Below are 23,489 nucleotides of genomic sequence, written 5' to 3'. Positions count from 1 at the left end.
AATATAAAAACTATGTCTGATATCGCTTCAAGAGTAAAAGCAATTATCGTAGAAAAACTAGGTGTGGATGAAAGCGAAGTGACGCCTGAAGCATCTTTTACTAACGATCTTGGTGCCGACTCTTTAGACACCGTGGAATTAATCATGGAGTTCGAAAAAGAGTTCAACGTTGCTATTCCTGATGACCAGGCTGAAACTATTGGTACAGTAGGTCAGGCTATCGCATACTTAGAAAAAAACGTAAAGTAATCTCGCTGCCTCAGTATACATGGAGCTAAAAAGAGTTGTAGTTACAGGATTGGGTGCGCTTACTCCCATAGGAAATACGGTTTCAGAATACTGGAACGGATTGATTAATGGAGTAAGCGGAGCCGCTCCAATTACTAAATATGATACTACAAACTTTAAGACTAAGTTTGCCTGTGAGGTTAAAAACTTTAATCCCGAAGATTTTTTAGATCGAAAGGAAGCCAGAAAATTAGATCCGTTCGTGCATTACGCACTTGCAGCTACAGATGAAGCTGTAAAAGATTCGGGTTTAAAATTCAGCGAGTTAGACACCAATCGTATTGGAGTAATTTGGGGATCAGGTATTGGAGGATTAAAAACGTTTTTAGATGAAGTGGTTAATTTCGCAAAAGGCGATGGCACTCCGCGTTTTAACCCTTTCTTTATCCCGAAAATGATACTGGATATTGCTCCGGGTCATATTTCAATTAAGTATGGTCTTAGAGGACCAAATTTTTCTACCGTTTCTGCCTGTGCGTCGTCAACAAACGCATTGATAGATTCTTTTAATTACATCAGGCTGGGAATGGCCAATGTAATTATTTCCGGTGGCTCTGAAGCAATTATTAACGAGGCCGGAATGGGTGGCTTTAATGCTATGCATGCCCTTTCTACCCGAAACGATGACCCCACTACTGCGTCCCGACCGTTTGATAAAGACAGGGACGGATTTGTAGCAGGTGAAGGCGCCGGAACAATTATTCTGGAAGAACTTGAACATGCGAAAGCCAGAGGTGCAAAGATTTACGCTGAGTTAATCGGCGGAGGTATGAGCGCTGATGCTAACCATATTACAGCTCCTCATCCGGAAGGTTTGGGTGCCCGTTTAGTAATGACTAATGCCTTGCATGATGCAGGTTTAACTACTTCGGATATTGATTACATCAATGTTCATGGTACTTCTACACCTTTAGGCGACATTAGCGAATCCAGAGCAATTATCGATTTGTTCGGCGAAAATGCATACAAGCTGAATATCAGCTCTACTAAATCAATGACCGGCCATTTATTAGGCGCTGCGGGTGCAATTGAGAGTATTGCTTGTATTCTTGCAATTCAGAATGACATTATCCCTCCTACAATAAATCATTTTACTGATGATCCTGAAATAGATCCTAGTTTGAATTTAACCTTTAATGTTGCTCAGAAACGTGTTGTCAGAGCTGCACAAAGTAATACATTCGGTTTTGGTGGACATAATGCATCAGTTATCTTCAAGAAATATGAAGCATAATATAAATAGCAGTGTAATTTAATAATGCACTGCTATTTTATATCTAAAAGTTAATATATTTATTAACGTATACGATGCTGTTTTCCAAGATATATAAACTTCACTTTTCCCCTAATCGTGCATACATTCAACGCTTGAGCAACCTCTTAGGTTTTGTTCCGGGTAATGTAAAGTTGTATAAAATGGCCTTTCGTCATCGTTCAATTGCTGTCGTGTTGAAAAATGGCACAAAGAACAGTAATGAACGGCTTGAGTTTTTAGGGGATGCCGTTTTAGGGTCGGTTATAGCAGAAGAGTTATTTAAGCGTTATCCCTATAAAGACGAGGGTTTTCTTACCGAAATGCGTTCCAAAATAGTTAATCGGGCCAATCTCAATCAACTGGCTCGGAAACTTGGCCTTGGAGATTTAATTGAATATGATAATCGCATAGTAAATTATCCAAATAAGCAAGGTTCATTACTTGGTGATGCTTTTGAGGCTCTGATAGGTGCAATTTATCTGGATAAGGGTTATAACTTTACTCAGAATTTTCTTCTAAACCATATTATAAAGCCTCATATTGATATTCACACATTAGAAAATACGGAAACCAATTACAAAAGCAAGTTAATAGAATGGTGTCAGCGCCATGGAAAGGACGTGACCTTTGAATTAATTGCCAATGCCGAGGGAGATAGTGCGAAGCTATTTACCATACAAGTAACAGTAGATAGTGAGAACGTTGGGTCAGGCCGTGATTACAACAAGAAAAATGCAGAAAAACTAGCTGCAGAAAAAGCGTGTGAGGTATTAAATATCTAAATTCGATTCAGAACTTCTTTGTTGGTTTTGGGTTAATGAATAAATTATATCTTTGCCCATGCTTAAATCAATGACCGGTTACGGTATTGCAGTAACTGATTTTGCCAACGCTAAGTTTACTGTTGAGATTAAATCACTTAACAGCAAGTTTCTCGAACTGGCTTTAAAGCTTCCCAAATCTTTTGCAGACAAAGAGTTTGTTCTCAGGAATGAATGCAGCAAGCAAATTGAACGAGGTAAAGTGAATGTTTCTGTAACAGTTGAATATACCGAAGTTCAAAAAAAGACCGCTTCCATAGACAGCCAGCTTCTTAAATCTTATTATAATCAACTACTTCAGGCCTCTCAGGAGTTAAAAGATTCCGGCAGTAATTTACTGCAAATGGCACTTAATTTTCCTGATGTTGTAAAATATGAGGAAGATACGATTTCTGAAGATGAATGGCTTCAAATGCATAAAACTTTTGAAGCAGCGATGCTCGATTTTCAAAAATTTCGTAGTGATGAAGGAGGGGTTTTACAGCATGACCTGGTTTTTAGAATAAGTAATATTTATGAGGCGCTTCAAAAGATTGAAGAAGAAGCTCCAAAGCGTATTCCTTTGATTAAAGAACGTTTGGCAAATATGTTGGAAGAGCATGTTGGGAAAGAAAATGTTGACCACAACCGTTTAGAGCAAGAGCTTATTTTTTATATTGATAAGTTGGATATAACTGAGGAAAAAATAAGACTGAAAAGCCATTGTGATTATTTTTTGGAAACTCTTAAGGCTCCGGATGCTAACGGCAAGAAGCTTGGTTTTATTTCCCAGGAAATTGGCAGAGAGATAAACACTATCGGCTCTAAAGCTAATGACGCACATATCCAGCAGTTGGTTGTTGGCATGAAAGAGGAACTGGAAAAAGTAAAAGAGCAATTATTAAATGTATTATAATTTTTAAGCGGATGGCCTGCAAGTTTATACTTACGGATCGATTACTTACAACTCACAAATAAAATGCAAACTGGTAAACTTGTAATATTTTCGGCTCCCTCTGGTGCGGGTAAAACTACTATTGTACATTATTTATTAAAGAATTTACCCGAGTTAGAATTTTCAATTTCCGCTACAACAAGGCAAAGCAGAGGTGAAGAACTTCAGAATAAAGATTATTACTTCATATCCAAAGAAGACTTTTTGCACAAAGTGGCCAAACATGAATTTATTGAGTTTGAGGAAGTTTATTCCGGAACATTTTATGGGACACTGAAATCTGAAGTCGATCGTATTTGGGAAGCAGGTAAAGTGGTGGTTTTTGATATCGATGTTGAAGGAGGCCTTAGGTTGAAGAAAAAGTTTGGCGATCAGGCATTAGCGATATTCGTTCAACCCCCTTCTCTTGAGGTTCTGATTCAAAGGTTATCAGGCCGGGGAACCGATAGCCCGGAAAAACTTAAAGAACGAATTGATAAAGCAGGAAAAGAACTGGGATACGCTGATAAGTTTGACGTTGTCCTCCCTAACAATGATTTGTTAACCGCATGTAAGGATGCAGAAAGCTTAGTAAAAGATTTTATTGTGGGTGTAATCCCGGCTTATTCTCAAAGACAGGAAGACTAGAGTCATTTTGAAGAAGTATTGAAGTGTTAAGTTTTTCAACTTTATATCTCAATTCTTGATGAAACCATCTTGAGTATACCTCTTACAAATAGCAATGAATAAGCTCTTGATAGCTTCATCTCCATTAAAAAACAATTTATATTCTGATGGAAATAGGTCTTTTTTTTGGTTCGTTTAACCCAATTCATACAGGTCATTTAATAATTGCTAACTACATAGCTCATTATACTAATCTAGACCAGGTCTGGCTGGTCGTATCGCCCCATAATCCTTTAAAAAACAAAAGCGATTTGGTAAATATGTACGACAGGCTTGAAATGGCCAAGCTTGCCACAGAAAATGCTGACCGAATCAGAGTCAGCGATATTGAGTTTAAGCTTCCGCAACCGTCCTACACCATTGACACCTTAACTCATTTAAAAGAAATCTATCCCGAACACCAATTTACATTGATCATGGGTTCTGATAACTTAAAGTCTTTAAAGAAGTGGAAGAACTATGAACTGCTTCTTAGAGATTATAAAATATTGGTGTATCCGAGGCCGGGCAATGAAAATATAGAATTAGCAGCCCATCCTTCTATAACGATTTCCGATACACCTCAAATGGAAATTTCATCGACATTTATCAGGAAATCTATTCTCAACGGAAAAAACGTTCAGTTCTTTGTTCCCGATCCTGTTCTGGAATTTATAGAGTCTAAAAATTTATATCGTTAAAACGCGCAAGTATTTACCTTTGCAGCGTGAATACTGATAAAACCATCCTAAAGCTAAAACTTCCAACCGATCCGAAATGGGTCAAAAACGTTGTTGAAAGTAATATCGAAGAAATTCTTACTGATCATGCGTTCTGCGAGCAAAAAGCGGCGAGTAATGCTATAACGTTAATTGTTCAGAATCCTAATCTTTCTGATTTGGTCCAGGAAATGGCTGATTTGGTTCGTGAGGAAATAGATCATTTTAAGCGCGTTCATTCTATTATCCTGGAACGTGGTTATGTGCTGGGAAGAGAACGAAAGGACAATTACGTAAATGAATTGGCCAAGTTTGTAATAAAGGGAGGCGGAAGGGAAGCTCAGCTAATAGACCGTTTGTTGTTCTCTGCTATGATCGAAGCCAGAAGTTGCGAGCGATTTAAGGTTTTATCAGATAATATCAATGACGAACAGTTATCGGTATTTTATCATGAGCTTATGATAAGTGAAGCCGGACACTATGCAATGTTTATAAAATTAGCCAAGAAATACGCTGAAACTATTAATGTGGATAAAAGGTGGAATGAATTGCTTGATTATGAGGCTGAAGTGATTCAGCGTTATGGAAAAAAAGAAACGATACATGGTTAAATCTGTATTTTTCGATTACCTCCAACTTATACTTTCTGCTAAATAGCCATTTAATAACTCTATGTCAACTATATCATTCATATAGCCTATATACATATCAGGTCTGATAATTAGTGCTTTCCTGCCGTTTTCATTAATCTCAAAAGTATCGAACACGTGCTGATTGCGTTTTGAGGGTGGCATATAAAAAAAGTTAAGACCTAAAGGATAAGTTAATTTTATCCATTTCACTATAGCTAATAATTCCCGCTGGCTCAACTGGCCTATAACGATCAAATTGAAGCCAGCTGACTTACACCATGCATGTAAATCCGTATCCTGCTTTAATTTCTCATCGTAAAATTTTATATACGGAAGCCTGTCGCCAGCTTTAATATTTTGGGCATTACTGTGATGAAGAGAAAGTGAACTCTCCCGGTAATTTATCCATGTTTGTGAAATAAGCCCGAAAACTTTCTGGTTAACTACGGTGGTTTTCCAGATTTTGCTCCCAAGTAAGGGAAGAAATAAGTTACGGAGGGTTCTGATTAACCAGTTTTGTCCAATCATAACTGAAAAGAGCCTGTCGGTTGTTTTCAATAATGTTTTAGCAACAGGCATCCTTTCCTTTGCATAAGTATCTAAAATAGACTCAGAATATTTTTTATTGATAACCCCTGCCAGTTTCCAGGCTAGATTATATGCATCCTGCAAGCCGGTATTCATCCCCTGGCCTCCTGCGGGAGAGTGTATGTGTGCGGCATCGCCAATTAAAAAGCAGCGTTGAATCTTAAACCTTTCTGCCATTTTATGGTGAACCTTATAAATTGAAAACCAGTTGCAGCACTGTTCAGTTATCGGGAAACCGAGATTGAAAGTCAGATAGGGTCTTAAATCATTAAATGAAATATCCGTTTTGGCATTAAGTGCTTTGGGGACTGTTCCGATAACTCTATAATTAGAACCCTTCATGGGGAAGATAGCTGTGAAGCCCTTCTCCGTAAAGAAAGCTCTGACAGCATCGTTATAAATTTCTTCATTTATTTTCAAATCAGCCAGAAAAAAGCTGTGCTGATAAGTTCTTCCGACAAACGGCACCTTGAGGGTTTGTCGTACATTGCTGGATGCGCCGTCAGCTGCTATAAGCCAATCGCAGCCAAGAAGTTGTTCCTGATTGTTGCGGTGAATTTTAATAGTAACAAGCCTGTCGGTTTGATGAACATCGAGCAGTTTAGTGTTCCAGTAGACAGGACAGGTATTGGAGGTAAGATAATCTACTAAAATACGCTCAGTTTTAGCTTGCTCAAGAATCAGTACGTAAGGAAACGCGCTTTTGCCTTCGCCAAGGGATGATAAGTTAATTTGCGCTATCTCTTCCGTATCCTGATGGAGAATTAAGCCTTTTGCAATGTTTCCTTCTTTTAGAGCAATCTCATCAAGTCCCATCTGACGCAGAATTTCGAGAGAACGTGCCTGAACTGCTAATGCTCTCGACTCCCTGGTTATTTCAGTTTTCGAATCGATAATGATTGGCTGTATACCAAAGCGTAATAACTGTGCAGCCATCATTAACCCGGATGGACCAGCACCGATAATAATTACCGAACTTTGGGTTGGTAAGTTGATCATTTACATATCAAAAAGATTGCGGGTTTTTTATGAAAATCAACCTTTTGTTTGCGCCATTGTTCTACTGATTGTGATATAATCTGTTCATCCGCTGCCGTTAGATTACATGCTACACATAAGCGGGTTCGGGGGGTACAGGTTTTTAAGATATCTTCAAGAATTTGGTTGTTTCTGAAAGGGGTTTCAATAAAAATCTGCGTTTGGTTATGCCTCTCTGCAATATTTTCCAGCTCTTTAATGCGTTTGCTTCGCAATGTTTTATCGATTGGCAAATATCCGTGGAAAGTAAAACTTTGTCCGTTAAAACCAGAGGCCATTAAAGCGAGTAGAATAGAACTTGGTCCAACCATAGGCACCACTTTGATTCCGCGCTTATGCGCTTCGGCTACAATATCAGATCCCGGGTCGGCTACAGCCGGACAGCCCGCCTCGCTCATTAAACCCACATCTTTACCGCTTTCAAGCTCATTGAAATAGCTGCGCATGTCAACTTTTTCTGAATGTTTACCGTAAACATGAATAAGTAATTCACTTTGAGGGATTTTTAATCCCATATTCTTTAACCAGAAACGGGCTGTTTTTTCGTTCTCAACTATATAGGTAGAAAGATTGTTAATAAGAGTAGACTGATAAGTAGTTAGGACCTTGTCAGCCGAATTTTCGGCTAAGGGCACCGGAATTAGAAAAAGTGTTCCTTTGGGCATCCTTGCAAATTTATTATATTTATTTAACGATCGTGCCGATTTATAGGAATACACCAGATGGGGGACTCTGTGTAACTAAATAATTATTCACTTTAAATTAATTTAAATATGAATTCATTAAGTGTAAACTGGTTTATAGAAGGTTCAGTAGATTTCGAATCAAAAAAATATCAGTTGCTTGCTTACTTGCAACAGATCAATTATCATTTTCATAAGACCAAACTCTATCCCGATTTTAATGACTTAGTGTTTCATTACAATAACCTTACTAAGTTCAAGGAGAACAAATATGCTCTTCAAAAGGCTTTTCCCGAACGTTTATCTCATGCAGATATCGAGGCTGTAAAACTGACTTACGAGAAGATGGTAAAAGACGATTCTTTAATGCAGGAAATAGAAACGATAATAAGTTTTTCTTTAAATAAGCTTAATCCTGCAATTATGGAAGGAAAGGAAATATATGAATTTGTTGAAAGCCGGCTGATTATAGAACCAATTGGAGTAATGCCTTTATATCCGTATCAGGGGTATCTTCTGTTAAGAAATGGAGAGGAAAAAGCTACTTATGTGTATGAATACCAGGTCACGATTTTTGAAGGTAAAGATGAAAAATACCGGGGTATAAATACGGCATTTATAACAAGTTATGCAAGAACCTTTATATATACACCCGAGGCAATAAAAAAGGATTTAATAATTAGCAGAAGAGAATTTCCCAATCCAGCGGTTTATCATATTGAAAGTGATATTACTTTTCCTCTGGAGCAAACGCTTTTACCTCTTGCAAAAAGAAGCTTGGTAAAGCATATTTCAAAGGCAGCTTGAATTAATTAATCAAAAAACAAGGAGTTTGTCTCAAAAGTCCATGTCATACTGAATTTTATTTCAGCATCTTTTAACTTGAGCATATCGTTCAGATTTTTGGCACAACCCCCTTGTCGTTTTTATAGCTGAATAATAATATTCACATCAGAATCAAGCTTTTGCCTGGTTTGACCCAGCTGATTTTCAAGAGAATAGACATTGTTTTGAAGGTCAAGAATTAATGCTTCCCGGCGTTGTATTTCATTAGATGTTAAAGTTGTTCTGTTTCTGTCAAGATTGGTTTTTATTCCCAATAATTTTGTAGCAGCGAGTCTCAAAAGTGCTTCACTATACGACATCGTTTCCCAGGTCTGCTCGTAGGTATTGTAAACATTCTCTCTGGACCTAATATATCTGTCAGACCAGCGATCTGAATAATCAATCGTGCAATTTCCTAATTGATCTCCATGATTTCTATGAGCCTGAAGAGCGTTTTCCGAAACGTTAATAGTTACTCCATTACTTTTATCAGACGAAGGACTGTGGCAAATAGTTACTTTCTTTTGATCTTTTGGATGTTTTCTGTTTGCAAAATCGTTCAGATTCCAATCGATATCGACATCCCTGTTTCCGTTTAGTTTCTTACTATTACCGTTGAATTGTTTATTTTTATTAGAGTCAACGTTCTTCATATCTTTCCGATCTGAATTATCGTGACCCTGGCGTTTATTTCCTTTACCGGAGTTATTATCCTGTGCGTTGTCTCTTTTTACACCTTTATAGTTGTCTTGATTTTTGTTTCCCTGAGAATGATTGTCATTCTCTTTAGCTTCCTGACCTTTTCCCTTATTTGAAGATTGGTCCTGCTGTTTGTTCCCCTTATCGTCTTTTTTATCTTTCTGCGGCTGTAAATTAGTGAAGGCCAGAACTGTCAACAGTATTATCGGAAGGATAGCTATCCTTAGAAAGTTTTTTCTTTTCATGATTTCTTATTGAGCAGTTTCAAATTCTTTATCAATTTTCTCCAGGGAAGCCTCGACCTTTTTAGCCTGATCCTCCAATTTTTCAGTTGTTTGATTGAGCTCATTAGATACAGAGTCCATCGTTTCAATTTCAGGTTCATCTGCTTTTGCAGAATTATTTGAACAGGAGCTTGCAATCAATGCTAGAGGCATCAATAGTGTTAAAAAGTAAATTCTTACGGATTTCATTTGTTTATAATTTGTGGTGTACTATTTTGAACACACTAAAGGCATTAATGTTTGAAGATGGACGTATAGAATAAGGTTCGGGTAGGGAAAGCCACCCAATGTAACCCCGATTAATTGAAAAGCCCGGAACAAGCGATGGATTTGGGAAGAGAAAAGTGAGGACTTGTAACGGAAAACGGCTGCAATTGCTATGAGGGAAGCTTTCCGTGTTCCAAATGAGGAGGCATTTATTTTAGAACTTTCCAAAAGTTTTTAAACTTTTGGAAAGTTCTAATGCACTATTTTAATTTGCTTAAAGCTTCTTTAACTCGTGGGATCATTGCAGCAATTTCTTCAGCAGAACATGCTCCAACAGATGCTCTGAACCAATTTACCTCATGACCTGTGCCAAATGATGAAAAAGGGACCAACGCAACTTTGGCTTCTTTGATAAGATAAAAATTTATGTCGTTGCTATCTTTTAGCACCTGTCCTTCTGGTGTGGTTTTTCCTGAATAATCGAGCTTTAATGTAAGATAAATTGCGCCCATTGGCTCAATGGCATCCACACTAAAACCTTCTGTTTTTAATTGCTGAAAACCGTTGTAAAGAGTGTCGAGGCTTTTGGTAACTCTCACTTTAAAGTTGCTTAGGTAAGTATCAACGGCAGATTTATTTTTAAGAAATTCGGCCATCGCAACCTGCTCTGCTTTGGGAGCCCATGCACCCATGTGACCCACTATTGAACGCATTTTATCGATAACAGTACTGGGGCCAAAGCCCCATCCCACGCGCACCCCTGTTGCGGCGAAACATTTAGATGCACCATCAACATATACTACGTAATCTCTAATCTGAGGGCGGAGCGTTATAGGATCAAAATGCTGGTGGTCTCCAAAAGTAAGCATCGAGTAAATCTGATCATAAAGAATATACAGAGGTTTTTCACCCGCTTTTCTTTTACTGTTTTCCTCAAGTACCAGATCGCAGATCTCTTCCAGATCTTTTTTGGAGAACATCGTTCCGGTTGGATTAAGTGGAGAACATAAAGCCAACAAGGTAGCTCCGGAGATATGCGGACGTAAGTCTTCAGCCGTCGGCATAAAATTATTTTCAGCGGTAGTTGGAACAGCAATTCCATCGGCGCTGGTTAAGTCGCAATAATGATTGTTGTTCCAGGACGGTGCCGGAAAAAGCACTTTATCTCCCGGATCAATCAAGGCGAGATATGTGGCGTAAATAATAGGTCTGGAACCGCTTGAAATTAATATTTCGTTGTTTGCATAGCTTAAGCCCAGTTCATCCTTCAGGAATCCGCTTACGCTTTCGCGAAGACTTAACATTCCATCGGCAGGGGGGTAATTAGTTTGATGAGCAGCATATGCTTCAACAATTCCCTTTTGAAGTTCTTCAGGAATGGAATAGATATTTGGGTCAAAGTCACCAATAGTTAGATTGACAATATTTTGGCCCTGTTTTTTTAACTCATTAATTTCGCCTGCAATTTTTATAATTTCAGAACCTCTTAGATTTTGTGCTAAAAGTGATACGCTCATAGTGTTGTGTTGCTATTCGGATACAAGCTCTTGAATGGCTTGTTCTACTTTTTTAAAATTGAATGAAGAAAATGTTGTTTGAAAAGCATTGCTGATTTCTTTATTACAAAGATTTCCTATACTGCCTTCATGTGTATGCTGAACTTTTTCTGGTGCCTTAAATTCGCCTTTCTCAATTTCAAGGCCTACTTTTTTATACGCTTCACGAAAAGGCATACCTTTTAAAACATCTTCGTTCACTGCTTCTACGCTGAATAGGTAAAGGTATTTTGGGTCCTTTAAAATATCATCTTTAACTGAAATATTCTGAAGCATAAAGACAGCCATTTCAAGGCATTCATTTAACGATTGCAATGCAGGGAAGAGGTTTTCTTTTAATAGCTGTAGATCGCGGTGATAGCCAGAAGGAAGATTGGTTGTCATTAAAGCGATTTCATTAGGTAAAGCCTGTATTTTATTGCATCTCGACCGCATTAGTTCGAATACATCAGGATTTTTTTTATGAGGCATGATGCTCGAACCGGTAGTAAGCTCATCGGGAAAACTTATGAAACTAAAGTTTTGGTTAATGAACAAGGTTACATCCATCGATAATTTTGCCAGTGTGGCTGCGATAGATGACATTGCCTGAGCCAGGATTCGTTCTGTTTTCCCCCGTCCCATTTGAGCATAAACCACATTATAATTAAGCGAATCAAAGCCTAACAATTCGGTTGTCATGGTACGGTTTAAAGGGAAAGAGGAACCGTAGCCCGCTGCAGATCCCAGAGGGTTTTTATTGCAAACTTTCCAGGCAGCAAGCATAAGCTCTAAATCATCAATAAGACTTTCGGCATAAGCTCCAAACCATAAGCCAAAGGATGAAGGCATGGCTATTTGTAAATGCGTATATCCCGGGAGGAGCTTGTTTTTATGTTCTTCGCTAAGAGCTATGAGTTGATCAAATAGAGCCTGAGTGTTTTCCACTGTGCGCTGGATCTGACTGCGGAAATATAGTTTCAGGTCAACTAAAACCTGGTCGTTACGCGAGCGTCCGCTGTGAATCTTTTTACCTGCTTCTCCGATGCGTTTGGTGAGGAGTAATTCTACCTGTGAATGTACGTCTTCAACGCCTTCTTCTATGAAGAATTTGCCTTCTGCAATTTCTTTGTAAATATTTTTCAGTTCTTTCTGAACAATACTTAAATCTTCTTTATCAAGCAAATTGATGCTTTCCAGCATTCTGGTGTGAGCCAGTGATCCAAGTACATCAAAGGCTGCCATTTCTACATCTAATTCACGGTCCTTCCCTACAGTAAAGGTTTCTACTGATTTTTCTACCTGCTTATCTTTTTGCCAAAGTTTCATTTAATTTACGATTTACGATTTTTGATTTACGATTTGCCGGATGCGTAAAAACGCTCATTTACCATTTGGCCAATAAGTAAACAAAATGTCTAAATTACGATTGAGCCAATGACTTACGTAAAGTTGTTAATGATGCTACAATTATAGAAAGAAGTTCGTTAGCATCTTTCCATAATTCAGTAATTGTTTCTTTTTTATCTGGGTTAAATTCAACTAACAACTTTAAGAAGAACATCGATTCATCGAGCTCCTCCTCTACAATTTTAAGTTTATTAATGAAATCAGCTTTTGATTTTGCTCTGCAAGCAGCCCGGTAATTAGCGCCAACCGAGCTGGAACACCTAACTATCTGATTTGAATAATTTTTATTGATGACGTTAAATGGCAAAGACAGAATTAATTTCCCAATTTCTATGGAAAATGTTTTTGTTCTTTTTTTAAGTATTTCTTTGTCCATCAGCTTTTGGATGAGAATCGTATTGAACGTTGTATTTTAGTCGATTTGAATCGTAAATCAAGAATCGTAATTCGTAAATTAAAGTAATTTTTCCAGCATTCTTACATACAGCTCAATCCCCTCACGAATTTCACTTACATAAATGAATTCATCAGCCATATGCGATCGGGCACTATCGCCGGGACCAATCTTGACCGATGTAATATCAAGCAAAGCCTGATCACTTGTAGTAGGAGAACCGTAGGTTTTCCTACCTAAGGCTAATCCCGCTTTAACAAAGGGGTGTTCTTTACTTATAGAAGAAGGTTTTAGTCTTGTCGAGCGGGGAGTTACATCACAGTCGACATGTTGTTTTATAATATCAACCACTTCTTCATTCCGGTAGGCATCAGTAACACGAACATCAACAGTAAAATCGCATTGTGCAGGAACCACATTATGCTGAGACCCTGAATTGATAACAGTTACCGACATTTTTATTGGTCCGAATACTTCTGATTCTTTCGGGAACTTAAACGAACGGAACCACTCAATATCTTTTACTGCTTTATAAATGGCATTTTCACCTTCTTCTCTGGCAGCATGCCCAGCTTTTCCATGAGCAACGCAATCAAGCACCATGAGTCCTTTCTCGGCAATAGCCAGATCCATTAAAGTTGGTTCGCCTACAATTGCGAAATCCAGAGAACCTAAATCGGGAATGAGAGATTCTATTCCATTTTTTCCTGAGATCTCTTCTTCTGCGGTTGCAGCAATACAAAGATTATAGTTAAGATTTTGATGGCTGTAAAAGTGGCGAAAAGCGGCAATTAATGATACAAGGCATCCGCCTGCATCATTGCTCCCCAATCCATATAGCTTTCCATCTTCAACATCAGGAGAAAAAGGATCACGAGTATAGCCAGAGTTGGGCTTTACCGTATCGTGGTGTGAGTTTAATAAAATTGTAGGTTTTTCCGGATCGTAAAATTGGTTTACACTCCAGATATTATTTTGCTTTCTTTTGGGATTGAGGTTGTGTTGAGCAAAAAAGTATTCAAGAGCATCTGCAGTTTTATCTTCTTCTCTGCTTAAAGAGGGAATGCTAATTATCTTCTTTAATAAATCAATACTTTCTTCAGCAAGCTTCTCAATCATTACAATTATTTCTCTGTGTATAGTCCGCCTGCTTTTAGCGCAGAAAGCTTAATTCCTTTGATCAATGCGGAGCTAAATCCCTGGTGCTCCATTTCATTTAATCCTGCAATGGTGCAGCCTTTAGGGGATGTAACTTTATCAATCTCATGCTCAGGGTGACTTCCATTAACTAATAGTAAGTCGGCAGCGCCTTTAGCAGTTTGTACAGCCATTTTCAAAGCGTCCTCAGCATGGAACCCTATTTCAACTCCACCCTGAGACGCTGCCCTTATTGCCCGTAAAAAGAAAGCAATTCCGCAGGCACATAAAGCTGTTGCAGACGACATTAAATCTTCATGTATCTGAACTACAGAACCCACCGTTTCAAATAGCTTTTCAGTGAGATTTAAATTTTCTTTCCTTGCACTATCAGTAGTAATACAGGTCATAGATTGACCGATTGAAATTGCAGTGTTAGGCATAGCGCGGACAACTTGTATATTTTCGCTTAATTTCGCTTTAATATCTTTACAGGTAACGCCTGTTATTACAGAAATAATCAGATGTTTTTCCGGATTAATCGCCCCCTGAATTTCTGCGAGAAGTGTATTTAACTGTTGAGGAAGAACTGCCAGAACAACAATTGAAGCATTGTTTGCCGCTTCAAAATTGTTAGTCGATGTTTGGTAACCTTCCTCAGCTTGTTTGGATAAACTGTTGATACTTCTTCTTGTCAATATGATTTGTGAAGGGAGATAGGTGTTAGATTTTACCAGACCATCCGCAAAAGCCAGGCCCATGTTTCCGCTTCCAAGTATGGCGATATTTCCGTTATTTTCCATGTTATGCAAATAGTCGTGTTCCGAATAATTGTTCATTTAATAGGGCAAGCTCATCAGATTTGCCTATGTAAACTTCATTAACCCCAGTGTTAATAGCTTTAAAAGCGTTTTCAAGTTTTGGCAGCATGCCACCTGCAATAATGTTATCTGCTTTAAGCTTTTCAAATTCAGATGAACTGATCTGTCTTATAACCGACTCATCATCATTTACATCGGTTAGTACCCCTTTTTTTTCAAAGCAATATACGAGACTAACCTTATATATAGATGACATTGCCATCGCGATGGCTGAAGCGATCGTGTCGGCATTGGTATTCAAAAGCTGACCTTCACCATCGTGAGTGATTGCAGAAAAAACTGGAATTAAGCCAGTTTCGAGTAAGGCCCTTAACTTATCCTTTGCTACTGAACCTTCGTGCAAATCGCCAACAAATCCGTAATCAATATCTTTCACTGGCCGCCTGTTTGCACGAATTAAGTTTGCATCTGCTCCTGTTAGACCAATAGCATTACATTCGAAGCGTTGAAGTTGAGCAACAATGTTTTTATTGATTAAACCTGCATAAACCATGGTTACAATACGCAATGTTTCTATGTCGGTAATTCTGCGACCATCCACCATTTTGGGTTCTACACCCATAGAGTGCGAAAGGTCCGTTGCCAGTTTGCCGCCTCCGTGAATAAGAATTTTATGACCTTCCAGTCCGGCGAAATCGTTCAGGAAGTTGTATAAGTTCTCTGAATTGTCGATTACGTTGCCACCTATTTTAATTACATAAAGCGGTTTCATTACAATTCTTCCAATATACTCTTTAATACAACCTGAGCTGCCCACACCCTATTACCGGCTTCCTTTATCACCAAAGAATCTTCGCTATCCAAAATATCAGAAGCTAATTCCAGATCCCGGCGAACAGGAAGGCAATGCATCACTTTCCCTTTGTTCGTGATTTTGAGTTTTTCCTGCGACATCATCCAGCCTTCTCCATCACTTAAAATTTTCCCGTAATCGCGATAGCTCGACCAGTTTTTTACGTAAATAAAATCTGCTCCTGCTAAGGCTTCATCCTGATTGTAAGTGATTTTTGCACCTGGAGTGAAATTTTCTGCCAGTTCATAGCCTTCCGGATGAGTGATAACAAAATCAATCATTCCCTCCTGCTGAGCTTTGCACATCCATTCTGCAAACGAGTTTGGCACTGCCTGAGGAAGCGCCTTAACATGCGGAGCCCAGGTTAGAACAACCTTGGGTCTCGCCGTTTTTTTATGTTCTTCTATAGTGATTAAGTCTGCTAAGCTTTGTAAGGGGTGACGAGTTGCACTTTCTAAACTCACAACTGGTATGCCGCTGTATTTGATGAATTTGTTAAAGATATCCTCGCTGTAATCCTCTTCCTTGTCTTTTAAACTTGGAAAAGAACGGATACCCAAAACATCGCAATATTCTCCCATAACACCAGCTGCTTCACGAATATGTTCCACTGTAGTTCCATTCATTACAACACCGTCACGGGTTTCCAGGGCCCAGCCTTCCTTGTCAATATTCATTACAATAGCATTCATGCCCAAGTTAAGCGCCGCTTTCTGAGTGCTTAAACGGGTACGCAGACTCGGATTAAGGAAAATTAACCCGATGGTTCTATTTTTTCCAAGTTCCTGATGAGCGAAAGGATTTGCTTTAAGTTCCAACGCTCCTTTTACAATGGCAGGAACATTGGCAACATCATGTACAGACGTGAATAACTTCATTTTAATAATTACTATGCGGTTACAGCCGCAGATGTCATAATGGTACTGAAAGCTTCGAGAAAACGATCTGCATGAGCTTTACTTAAATTAAGAGCGGGTAATAAGCGAATCACATTTGGCTTAGCCTCTCCGGTGAAAATATGATGTTTGAATAAAAGATCCTTTTTTACGTGACTTAATTCTTCCGGCAATTCAATTCCAATCATCAATCCCCGACCCCGTACCTCTTTAATTCTGTCGAATTTTTTTAACTCATTCAATAAATAGGTTCCAACTTCGGCGGCATTTTGCATCAGATTGTCTTGTTCAATAACTTCCAGAACTGCTAAACCGGCTGCGCAAGCCAAATGGTTTCCCCCGAAAGTAGTACCCAGCATATAATGCCATGCCTTAAACTTCGGAGATATTGATATTCCGCCTATTGGAAAACCGTTGCCCATTCCTTTTGCCATGGTGTAAATATCTGCATCTACCCCGGCAAAATCCTGAGAATAGAATTTTCCACTTCTGCCATATCCGCATTGAACGGAATCAGCAATAAAAACCGAGTTATATTTATCGCAAAGCGAACGGATTTTTTGAAGAAAGCTCTCTGTTGCCACTTTTATTCCGCCAACGCCCTGAATCCCTTCGATGATTACTGCACAGATCTCATTTCCAGATTCAGAGAAAGCTCGTTCTAATGCCGCTTCATCATTGTGAGGAAGGAAAATAACGTTGTCGGTTTGGTTAACCGGCGCTACCAGCTTTGGATTATCAGTAACTGAAACTGCAAGAGATGTCCGGCCATGAAATGCTCCGGTGAAAGAAATTATCTTTTTACGCTCATTATAAAATGACGCCAGCTTTAACGCATTTTCAACTGCTTCAGCACCTGAGCTAATTAAAAATAGCTGGTAATCTTCCCTTCCGGAAACTTTACCTAGCTTTTCTGCTAATTCCGCCTGTAAGGGAATTTCAATAGAATTAGAATAAAACCCAAGTTTATTTAGTTGTTCAGTTAGCCGGTTGACGTAATGCGGATGAGTGTGTCCGATAGATATTACAGCATGACCACCATATAAATCCAGGTATTCCTGGCCATTTTTATCCCAGACAAGACTTCCTTCTCCTTTAATAATCTCTATATTATTGATAGGATATACGTCGAATAATTTCATTTTACCAGGGTTAAAGGTGAAAGCTAAAAGCATAAAACTCCTAGCCGCATATAGACTTAATTAAGCCATAAGCATTGCTTTCACCTGATTTACTTCATTGTTTATATTTATATATAGCTCTTCAGGTATTTAATTTAAATCTTTGGAAAACAAACACCAATATTCCACTCATCAAATTCGTAAAATCCTTTTCAGCATGCTTTCCCAGCCTTCAATAATATCATCGGAATAGAATAAGCAGTTCTTTTTGAAAACGTATCATGCCGAGCTTTATGCTTTCACCTTTCTGCTCAAAACGCTGCTGCCTTCAACTTCAATCCCGCTCTTTCGTCTAGTCCGAACATTAGGTTCATATTTTGAACAGCTTGTCCGGATGCTCCTTTTAATAAATTATCAATGATACTTAGTATCATGACTTTGTTTCCATGTTTCTCGACATGAATCAGGCATTTGTTTGTATTGACTACCTGTTTCAAATCGATGTTTTTTTTACTGACATGTGTAAACTCATGTTCAGCATAATATTGTTGATATAGATCGTCCAATGCTTCCTGGCTCAGATCACATTCAGTGTATATAGACGCCATTATTCCTCTTGGGAAATCTCCCCGGTATGGAATGAAATTTAATCCCTCAGATCCTAGAGGAGAACCCGCTTTTTGCAAAGATTCAGTTATTTCCTTTAAATGCTGATGGCCGAAAGCTTTATAAACTGAAAGGTTATTATTTCTCCAGCTAAAATGTGATGTTGCAGATAAGCCCTGACCTGCTCCGGTTGAACCTGTAGTTGCAGAAATGTGAACTTCATTTTTTAACAAGCCTGCTTTAGCCAGTGGCAATAAGGCTAATTGGATACATGTTGCAAAACATCCGGGGTTTGCTATGTTTTTAGCAGATTTAATCGTTTCCTTATTAAGCTCAGGAAGGCCGTAGATGAACTGCCTGGAACCGAGTTGCGCGCTTTTCGTTAAACGAAAATCCTGACTCAGATCGATGATTTTAATTCCATTGTCTACAGGATTTGCGTCTAAAAATTTCTTTGCATCTCCATGTCCTACACATAAGAACAAAACATCAATATCCTGGGAAAGCTCTCCGGTAAATTTTAGATCTGTATCACCTATTAAGTCGGTATGAACATCATAAATGTAATTGCCGGCGTTGCTGTTGCTATGAATAAAGGTAATATCAACATCAGGGTGATTTATGAGGATTCGAAGCAGTTCTCCTCCTGTATATCCGGCGCCGCCAACAACACCTGCCTTAATTTTCATTCGTTTTGATTTATTTTTAATAGTAGTGAAATGATCGAGATAATTTTGCTCTGCCTTTGTTATTTAGAGTTCACAAGTGCTGCCGAGTCCTGATTAACTTTATGGTAAATTTTTACCTGGTTGCCGAAAATTTTAGAAAAGCCTTTTACATCTTCTCCGGTATAACCTTCATTCATTTCACCGTAGCTTCCAAACTTACTTGACATTAAATCATGTTCTGACTCAATTCCGATAATCTGAAAACGATAAGGCATTAATTGAATAAAGACTTTACCAGAAACTGTTTTCTGAGTATCAGTAAAGAAAGCCTCAATATTACGCATAACCGGATCATGGAACTGCCCTTCGTGCATCCAGTTACCATAAAACATTGCCAACTGGTCCTTCCAGCTTAACTGCCATTTAGTAAGCGTATGTTTTTCTAAAGTATGGTGAGCTTTTATGATAACCATTGGTGCCGCAGCTTCGAATCCTACCCGACCTTTAATGCCGATAATAGTATCACCAATATGTATATCACGGCCAATTCCGTAAGGGCCCGTCAAAGCCTGTAAAGCCTGAATGGCCTCAACAGGATGATTGTATTGCTGACCATTGATGGCAATAAGTTCCCCCTTTTTAAATTCAAGTTCAACCTGCTCCGTATCCGTTTTAGTTACCTGGGTAGGCCATGCTTCTTCGGGTAAAATTCCTTTTGAAGAAAGCGTTTCTTTTCCTCCTACAGAAGTTCCCCAGATACCTTTGTTAATAGAATACTGGGCTTTTTCGAAATTAAATTCAACGCCATGTTTCTTTAAATACTTGATTTCTGCCTCGCGGGATAATTTTAAATCGCGAATAGGAGTAATGATCCCCACTTCAGGGCAAAGGATATTAAATATCATATCAAAACGTACCTGATCATTTCCAGCTCCGGTTGAACCATGAGCAACAAAATCGGCACCAATTTCTTTTGCATATTCAGCAATGGCAGTAGCCTGGGTAACGCGTTCTGCACTCACTGAAAGCGGATAGGTGTTGTTTTTCAATACGTTTCCATAAATCAGGAAACGGATAGAACTTTCGTAATAGCCTTTCACCGCATCTACCGCGTGATGAGATGTAACCCCTAATGAGTAGGCTCTTTTTTCAATCTGAACAAGTTCCTCTTTACTAAAACCACCTGTATCAACAATTACAGAGTGTACTTCAAGATCCAAGTCTCTAGTTAGGTAAATGGCACAATATGATGTATCTAAACCGCCGCTAAAGGCTAAAACAACTTTTTTCTTCATTATTTATTGGTGTAAGTATCAGGAACAAGATTAATATATGAAATAACGCTTTTTAGAGATTTTTTAATAGATTCCTCAATTCGCTCAAGTAAAGAAGCTTTATGAGTCATCTCTTTTTGTGCTTTTTCTGCAGCTTCTTCGGCATCTTTTTTCTTCTCAACCGGATCGTAAAGCATTGCTGTACAGAGACAGTTTTTACGTTCTTTCATGGTTAATATGTCGAAGTTGACGCAACTTTTGCAGCCGCTCCAGAAATTTTCGTCTTTGGTAAGCTCAGAATAGGTTACCGGTTCGTAGCCTAATTCAGAATTTATCTTCATTACCGCCAAGCCGGTAGTTAAGCCGAATATCTTTGCATCAGGATATTTTTCCCTTGACAGATTGAAGATTCTTTTTTTAATTGCTTTGGCTAGTCCTGCTTTGCGGTAAATGGGATTCACTATTAAGCCAGAGTTAGCTACAAATTCGCCATCCCAGGTTTCGATATAGCAAAACCCCGCCCACGTGCCATCCTTATGCAAAGCAATAACCGCTTTCCCTTCACACATTTTGTTGCCCACATAGTCTGGACTTCTTTTTGCGATACCGGTTCCACGAGCTTTAGCTGATTCGGCCATTTCATCACAAATCTGTTGCGCATATTTGATATGGGCTTCAGATGCTACTACTATAGAGAAATCGTTTTCGTTCATTTTATTAAAAAAATCCGCTTTACGGATAAAAAAGCATTAAGCTTTTACAGTTTTAAAGAAAATTTGTTGTTTATCTATTCCGATTATTCGGAACCAGGTAGAGAGTTGGAAATCAAACCCTGGGCATGAACGGTCGTCGGTGCCTTAAAACCAAACGTTCAGTAGTGTTTTTCTCACGTACCATACAGCTCACATACCCATTTTTGTATGGAGTGGAAGTTGTAGTTATGTAGTTTGATACGTTCATTTCTATGCTTTGACTTACAGTGTATTAAAAGGTTTAAAGCATGCAAAAGTATCGAATAAAAGTTAAGTTACATAATAGGTAATGTAAATTTAATGTATGTTTTCCAGTAACAGAGATAATGCCTGTGAAAAAGGAAGGAATTACTCATTCAGTTAAGGTGTAACTTGCTGAATGAGTGGTCTTTAGAATGGCAAATCGTCAGAGCCATCTTCGTGAAAATCAACCATTTGTTCTTCGTTTTTTACGGAATTTTGGTTGTTTGAATTTTGGGTATTGCCATTGCTGTATTCGTTTTCATTTTTACGACCAAGCATTGTGAAGTTTTCTGCTACAATTTCGGTAACATATCTTTTATTTCCTTCTTTATCTTCATAGGTTCTGCTACGGAGTTTTCCTTCAATATAAACTTGTTTTCCTTTTTGAAGAAATTTAGCAGCTACATCTGCAAGTCCGCGCCACATAACAATATTGTGCCATTCTGTTTGTTCAACCTTTTTGCCGTCTTTATTATAGGTTTCGGAGGTGGCTAAAGGGAAATTAACTAAAGTAGCACCGCCTTCAAGATGACGGACTTCAGGGTCCTTACCTAAATGTCCAATTAAAATAACTTTGTTAACTCCTGACATGAAAATAATTTTATAAGTAAATCAGGTTTCAAGGTAGGAATTTTTTCAGGAAAGCAAAAATTAATTTTGGCTGGGCAAGCTTATCCAAAGTACTAAAATCCGTATAAAACCAGTTATTATCTGCAAAGTTGATACCCTTCTTTACCTTGTCAATTATTATAAATTGGGCGTGTATCTTTTGATGACTTAACAGGTGTTTAATCGGGCCTTCCACGGATTTAATTTCAACACTTCCAAAGTGCTTCTGAAATTCACCATCTGTAACTATATCTGACGCATTCTTCAGATCTTCAGTTTCTATTAGGGGAAATTCATGCAGGTTTTGCCAGATATCATTCGGCCCTCTTTTGTTCATTAATATTTTTTCGTCCTTTATAAAAACGATGTAATTAAAATAACGATTCCGAACAGCTGTCTTTTTTAATTTTACAGGAAGTGTATCAGTCAGATTGTATTTATAAGCATGGCAGCTATTCTGTAAGGGGCAATTTGAACAAAGGGGTTTTTTCGGCTTGCACTGTAACGACCCAAACTCCATTAATGCCTGGTTGCTCAATGCTGGATTTGCATCATCAATAACTTCATTTGCTATTTTGGTGAAGGTTTTTTTAGCTTTTGACGTGTTGATTGGTTCAGCAATTCCAAAATATCTGGCCAGAACCCGGAACACATTCCCGTCAACCACTGCTTTAACCTCATTAGCTGCAAATGAGGAAATTGCTGCAGCAGTATATTCTCCAATCCCTTTTAGTTTAATAAGTTCATCGTATGTTTTAGGAAAATAACCTGCATGATCTTCCATGACAATTTGTGCGGTGCGATGCATGTTTCTTCCGCGTGAGTAATATCCTAAGCCTTGCCACAAATTTAAAATTTCATCTTCGCTGGCAGATGCGAAATCAGATACTTCAGGGTATTTTTCAGCAAAGCGATAGAAGTAAGGTAAGCCCTGATCTACACGGGTTTGCTGTAAAATAACTTCAGATAGCCAAATGATATATGGGTCTGTTGTTTTTCTCCAGGGCAAGTCACGTTTATGGATATTATACCACTCAATAACCTCTCTAATAAAACTCATTTAGCAATCTGTTAAAACAATTTTGCAAAGGTAATTACGTATAAATACAATGTTGCAGGAATAATTTTTTGTTTTATTTCATGAATTCGATTTAAAGCAATACTTTTGCAACCCCAAAACAATTAAGTGTTTACGAATAAAGTTTAATTAATTTAGACATGACTAAAGCAGAAATTATCGCAGAGATATCTAGTAAGACTGGAATTGAGAAGTTAGATGTACAAGAAGCGGTAGAAGCGTTTTTTAAAGTGGTGAAAACCTCAATGGTAGAAGGTGAAAATGTGTATGTAAGAGGTTTTGGGAGCTTTGTAGTGAAAAAGAGAGCGACAAAAACAGCACGTAACATTTCAAAAAACACGGCCATTATTATCCCGGAACATTTCGTTCCAAGTTTCAAGCCTGCTAAAGTGTTTGTTGAAAAAGTTAAAAACGGTAATGTTACAAAGTTAGAAGCAGCAGCTAAAGAAGCGGCTGGTGCAGAAGCTTAATATC

The 23,489-nt window shown here is 38.3% G+C and carries 26 protein-coding genes; 9 read left to right on the top strand and 17 right to left on the bottom strand.

Going from position 1 to position 23,489, the window contains the following annotated elements; translation table 11 throughout:
- The first annotated feature begins 12 nt into the window (after nucleotides 1-12).
- From WG906_RS11295 to WG906_RS11265, 7 genes are all read left to right on the top strand, one after another.
- Entirely contained in the window at nucleotides 13-249 is a 237-nt protein-coding gene (locus WG906_RS11295; RefSeq protein ID WP_008508386.1) for an acyl carrier protein, read from the top strand.
- 19 nt (nucleotides 250-268) lie between these two features.
- Entirely contained in the window at nucleotides 269-1,522 is a 1,254-nt protein-coding gene (fabF, locus tag WG906_RS11290; RefSeq protein WP_339992705.1) for a beta-ketoacyl-ACP synthase II, read from the top strand.
- Nucleotides 1,523-1,596: 74 nt separating this feature from the next.
- Nucleotides 1,597-2,325 (top strand): ribonuclease III, encoded by a 729-nt coding sequence (gene rnc / locus WG906_RS11285; RefSeq protein ID WP_339992704.1) that lies wholly within the window; start codon nucleotides 1,597-1,599, stop codon nucleotides 2,323-2,325.
- 58 nt (nucleotides 2,326-2,383) lie between these two features.
- Nucleotides 2,384-3,259, top strand: coding sequence for a YicC/YloC family endoribonuclease (locus WG906_RS11280; RefSeq protein ID WP_339992703.1), 876 nt, complete (start codon nucleotides 2,384-2,386; stop codon nucleotides 3,257-3,259).
- Between the two features lie 63 nt (nucleotides 3,260-3,322).
- The gene (gmk, locus tag WG906_RS11275) at nucleotides 3,323-3,925 is read left to right on the top strand and encodes a guanylate kinase (RefSeq protein WP_339992702.1); all 603 of its coding nucleotides are present in this window, start codon (nucleotides 3,323-3,325) and stop codon (nucleotides 3,923-3,925) included.
- Between the two features lie 146 nt (nucleotides 3,926-4,071).
- Nucleotides 4,072-4,644, top strand: coding sequence for a nicotinate (nicotinamide) nucleotide adenylyltransferase (gene nadD / locus WG906_RS11270; RefSeq protein WP_339992701.1), 573 nt, complete (start codon nucleotides 4,072-4,074; stop codon nucleotides 4,642-4,644).
- 26 nt (nucleotides 4,645-4,670) lie between these two features.
- Nucleotides 4,671-5,273 carry a MiaE family protein gene (locus WG906_RS11265; RefSeq protein WP_339992700.1) on the top strand — a complete coding sequence of 201 codons (603 nt, stop codon included), beginning with the start codon at nucleotides 4,671-4,673 and terminating at the stop codon, nucleotides 5,271-5,273.
- A 15-nt stretch (nucleotides 5,274-5,288) separates the two neighbouring features.
- Here the strand turns inward: WG906_RS11265 and WG906_RS11260 are convergent, their stop codons facing one another.
- Together WG906_RS11260 and WG906_RS11255 are read right to left on the bottom strand one after the other, a co-directional pair.
- Entirely contained in the window at nucleotides 5,289-6,881 is a 1,593-nt protein-coding gene (locus WG906_RS11260) for an FAD-dependent oxidoreductase (protein WP_339992699.1), read from the bottom strand.
- The gene (locus tag WG906_RS11255) at nucleotides 6,878-7,585 is read right to left on the bottom strand and encodes an SAM-dependent methyltransferase (RefSeq protein WP_339992698.1); all 708 of its coding nucleotides are present in this window, start codon (nucleotides 7,583-7,585) and stop codon (nucleotides 6,878-6,880) included. Before WG906_RS11255 ends, WG906_RS11260 begins: the two co-directional genes overlap by 4 nt.
- Before the next feature lie 108 nt (nucleotides 7,586-7,693).
- Between WG906_RS11255 and WG906_RS11250 the strand changes: the two genes are divergently transcribed.
- On the top strand, nucleotides 7,694-8,410 hold the full coding sequence (locus WG906_RS11250) for a hypothetical protein (protein ID WP_339992697.1): 717 nt from the start codon (nucleotides 7,694-7,696) through the stop codon (nucleotides 8,408-8,410).
- 119 nt (nucleotides 8,411-8,529) lie between these two features.
- On the opposite strand, the gene WG906_RS11245 is transcribed toward WG906_RS11250, so the two are convergent.
- The 15 genes from WG906_RS11245 to mutY form a co-directional block, all read right to left on the bottom strand.
- Entirely contained in the window at nucleotides 8,530-9,372 is an 843-nt protein-coding gene (locus WG906_RS11245; RefSeq protein WP_339992696.1) for a hypothetical protein, read from the bottom strand.
- Nucleotides 9,373-9,378: 6 nt separating this feature from the next.
- Nucleotides 9,379-9,600 carry a hypothetical protein gene (locus WG906_RS11240; RefSeq protein WP_339992695.1) on the bottom strand — a complete coding sequence of 74 codons (222 nt, stop codon included), beginning with the start codon at nucleotides 9,598-9,600 and terminating at the stop codon, nucleotides 9,379-9,381.
- Nucleotides 9,601-9,878: 278 nt separating this feature from the next.
- Nucleotides 9,879-11,135: a pyridoxal phosphate-dependent aminotransferase gene (locus tag WG906_RS11235; protein ID WP_339992694.1), complete on the bottom strand. Its 1,257-nt coding sequence runs from the start codon at nucleotides 11,133-11,135 to the stop codon at nucleotides 9,879-9,881.
- 12 nt (nucleotides 11,136-11,147) lie between these two features.
- Nucleotides 11,148-12,482 (bottom strand): argininosuccinate lyase, encoded by a 1,335-nt coding sequence (gene argH / locus WG906_RS11230; protein ID WP_339992693.1) that lies wholly within the window; start codon nucleotides 12,480-12,482, stop codon nucleotides 11,148-11,150.
- Nucleotides 12,483-12,576: 94 nt separating this feature from the next.
- Entirely contained in the window at nucleotides 12,577-12,939 is a 363-nt protein-coding gene (locus WG906_RS11225; RefSeq protein WP_339992692.1) for a four helix bundle protein, read from the bottom strand.
- Between the two features lie 78 nt (nucleotides 12,940-13,017).
- Nucleotides 13,018-14,076, bottom strand: a complete 1,059-nt coding sequence (locus WG906_RS11220) for a M20 family metallo-hydrolase (protein WP_339992691.1) — start codon at nucleotides 14,074-14,076, stop codon at nucleotides 13,018-13,020.
- 5 nt (nucleotides 14,077-14,081) lie between these two features.
- Nucleotides 14,082-14,897 carry a pyrroline-5-carboxylate reductase gene (proC, locus tag WG906_RS11215; RefSeq protein WP_431844478.1) on the bottom strand — a complete coding sequence of 272 codons (816 nt, stop codon included), beginning with the start codon at nucleotides 14,895-14,897 and terminating at the stop codon, nucleotides 14,082-14,084.
- Nucleotide 14,898: 1 nt separating this feature from the next.
- Nucleotides 14,899-15,687 carry an acetylglutamate kinase gene (gene argB / locus WG906_RS11210; RefSeq protein ID WP_339992689.1) on the bottom strand — a complete coding sequence of 263 codons (789 nt, stop codon included), beginning with the start codon at nucleotides 15,685-15,687 and terminating at the stop codon, nucleotides 14,899-14,901.
- The gene (locus WG906_RS11205) at nucleotides 15,687-16,646 is read right to left on the bottom strand and encodes a Rossmann-fold NAD(P)-binding domain-containing protein (protein WP_339992688.1); all 960 of its coding nucleotides are present in this window, start codon (nucleotides 16,644-16,646) and stop codon (nucleotides 15,687-15,689) included. Before WG906_RS11205 ends, argB begins: the two co-directional genes overlap by 1 nt.
- An 11-nt stretch (nucleotides 16,647-16,657) precedes the next feature.
- Nucleotides 16,658-17,806, bottom strand: a complete 1,149-nt coding sequence (locus WG906_RS11200) for an aspartate aminotransferase family protein (RefSeq protein ID WP_339992687.1) — start codon at nucleotides 17,804-17,806, stop codon at nucleotides 16,658-16,660.
- A gap of 290 nt (nucleotides 17,807-18,096) precedes the next feature.
- On the bottom strand, nucleotides 18,097-19,080 hold the full coding sequence (gene argC / locus WG906_RS11195; RefSeq protein WP_339992686.1) for an N-acetyl-gamma-glutamyl-phosphate reductase: 984 nt from the start codon (nucleotides 19,078-19,080) through the stop codon (nucleotides 18,097-18,099).
- A gap of 59 nt (nucleotides 19,081-19,139) precedes the next feature.
- Nucleotides 19,140-20,354, bottom strand: a complete 1,215-nt coding sequence (gene argG / locus WG906_RS11190) for an argininosuccinate synthase (RefSeq protein ID WP_339992685.1) — start codon at nucleotides 20,352-20,354, stop codon at nucleotides 19,140-19,142.
- A complete protein-coding gene (locus WG906_RS11185) occupies nucleotides 20,354-21,046 on the bottom strand; it encodes a GNAT family N-acetyltransferase (RefSeq protein ID WP_339992684.1) in 693 nt (230 codons plus the stop codon). The genes argG and WG906_RS11185 overlap by 1 nt, the downstream gene beginning before the upstream one ends.
- Before the next feature lie 429 nt (nucleotides 21,047-21,475).
- Entirely contained in the window at nucleotides 21,476-21,919 is a 444-nt protein-coding gene (locus WG906_RS11180) for a single-stranded DNA-binding protein (RefSeq protein ID WP_339992683.1), read from the bottom strand.
- A gap of 28 nt (nucleotides 21,920-21,947) precedes the next feature.
- The gene (gene mutY / locus WG906_RS11175; RefSeq protein WP_339992682.1) at nucleotides 21,948-22,997 is read right to left on the bottom strand and encodes an A/G-specific adenine glycosylase; all 1,050 of its coding nucleotides are present in this window, start codon (nucleotides 22,995-22,997) and stop codon (nucleotides 21,948-21,950) included.
- A gap of 158 nt (nucleotides 22,998-23,155) precedes the next feature.
- Here mutY and WG906_RS11170 point away from each other — a divergent pair, with 158 nt between their 5' ends.
- Nucleotides 23,156-23,485: an HU family DNA-binding protein gene (locus tag WG906_RS11170; protein WP_339992681.1), complete on the top strand. Its 330-nt coding sequence runs from the start codon at nucleotides 23,156-23,158 to the stop codon at nucleotides 23,483-23,485.
- The last annotated feature ends 4 nt before the right edge of the window (nucleotides 23,486-23,489 follow it).

The organism is Pedobacter superstes (genome assembly GCF_037622515.1).
GTDB lineage: Bacteria > Bacteroidota > Bacteroidia > Sphingobacteriales > Sphingobacteriaceae > Paradesertivirga > Paradesertivirga superstes.
Note: the sequence above shows the minus strand (reverse complement) of the source record. Positions and strands in the feature narration are given on the sequence as shown.

What these genes read in the sequence shown, in the direction of transcription:
- fabF (WP_339992705.1), top strand. Translation starts at nt 269, where the DNA reads ATGGAGCTAAAAAGAGTTGTAGTTACAGGATTGGGTGCGCTTACTCCC.
- WG906_RS11295 (WP_008508386.1), top strand. Translation starts at nt 13, where the DNA reads ATGTCTGATATCGCTTCAAGAGTAAAAGCAATTATCGTAGAAAAACTA.
- WG906_RS11235 (WP_339992694.1), bottom strand. Translation starts at nt 11,135, where the DNA reads ATGAGCGTATCACTTTTAGCACAAAATCTAAGAGGTTCTGAAATTATA.
- rnc (WP_339992704.1), top strand. Translation starts at nt 1,597, where the DNA reads ATGCTGTTTTCCAAGATATATAAACTTCACTTTTCCCCTAATCGTGCA.
- WG906_RS11240 (WP_339992695.1), bottom strand. Translation starts at nt 9,600, where the DNA reads ATGAAATCCGTAAGAATTTACTTTTTAACACTATTGATGCCTCTAGCA.
- WG906_RS11170 (WP_339992681.1), top strand. Translation starts at nt 23,156, where the DNA reads ATGACTAAAGCAGAAATTATCGCAGAGATATCTAGTAAGACTGGAATT.
- WG906_RS11180 (WP_339992683.1), bottom strand. Translation starts at nt 21,919, where the DNA reads ATGTCAGGAGTTAACAAAGTTATTTTAATTGGACATTTAGGTAAGGAC.
- WG906_RS11220 (WP_339992691.1), bottom strand. Translation starts at nt 14,076, where the DNA reads ATGATTGAGAAGCTTGCTGAAGAAAGTATTGATTTATTAAAGAAGATA.
- WG906_RS11225 (WP_339992692.1), bottom strand. Translation starts at nt 12,939, where the DNA reads ATGGACAAAGAAATACTTAAAAAAAGAACAAAAACATTTTCCATAGAA.
- argB (WP_339992689.1), bottom strand. Translation starts at nt 15,687, where the DNA reads ATGAAACCGCTTTATGTAATTAAAATAGGTGGCAACGTAATCGACAAT.
- WG906_RS11250 (WP_339992697.1), top strand. Translation starts at nt 7,694, where the DNA reads ATGAATTCATTAAGTGTAAACTGGTTTATAGAAGGTTCAGTAGATTTC.
- WG906_RS11255 (WP_339992698.1), bottom strand. Translation starts at nt 7,585, where the DNA reads ATGCCCAAAGGAACACTTTTTCTAATTCCGGTGCCCTTAGCCGAAAAT.
- WG906_RS11205 (WP_339992688.1), bottom strand. Translation starts at nt 16,646, where the DNA reads ATGAAGTTATTCACGTCTGTACATGATGTTGCCAATGTTCCTGCCATT.
- WG906_RS11185 (WP_339992684.1), bottom strand. Translation starts at nt 21,046, where the DNA reads ATGAACGAAAACGATTTCTCTATAGTAGTAGCATCTGAAGCCCATATC.
- WG906_RS11245 (WP_339992696.1), bottom strand. Translation starts at nt 9,372, where the DNA reads ATGAAAAGAAAAAACTTTCTAAGGATAGCTATCCTTCCGATAATACTG.
- argC (WP_339992686.1), bottom strand. Translation starts at nt 19,080, where the DNA reads ATGAAAATTAAGGCAGGTGTTGTTGGCGGCGCCGGATATACAGGAGGA.
- nadD (WP_339992701.1), top strand. Translation starts at nt 4,072, where the DNA reads ATGGAAATAGGTCTTTTTTTTGGTTCGTTTAACCCAATTCATACAGGT.
- argG (WP_339992685.1), bottom strand. Translation starts at nt 20,354, where the DNA reads ATGAAGAAAAAAGTTGTTTTAGCCTTTAGCGGCGGTTTAGATACATCA.
- mutY (WP_339992682.1), bottom strand. Translation starts at nt 22,997, where the DNA reads ATGAGTTTTATTAGAGAGGTTATTGAGTGGTATAATATCCATAAACGT.
- gmk (WP_339992702.1), top strand. Translation starts at nt 3,323, where the DNA reads ATGCAAACTGGTAAACTTGTAATATTTTCGGCTCCCTCTGGTGCGGGT.
- argH (WP_339992693.1), bottom strand. Translation starts at nt 12,482, where the DNA reads ATGAAACTTTGGCAAAAAGATAAGCAGGTAGAAAAATCAGTAGAAACC.
- proC (WP_431844478.1), bottom strand. Translation starts at nt 14,897, where the DNA reads ATGGAAAATAACGGAAATATCGCCATACTTGGAAGCGGAAACATGGGC.
- WG906_RS11200 (WP_339992687.1), bottom strand. Translation starts at nt 17,806, where the DNA reads ATGAAATTATTCGACGTATATCCTATCAATAATATAGAGATTATTAAA.
- WG906_RS11280 (WP_339992703.1), top strand. Translation starts at nt 2,384, where the DNA reads ATGCTTAAATCAATGACCGGTTACGGTATTGCAGTAACTGATTTTGCC.
- WG906_RS11260 (WP_339992699.1), bottom strand. Translation starts at nt 6,881, where the DNA reads ATGATCAACTTACCAACCCAAAGTTCGGTAATTATTATCGGTGCTGGT.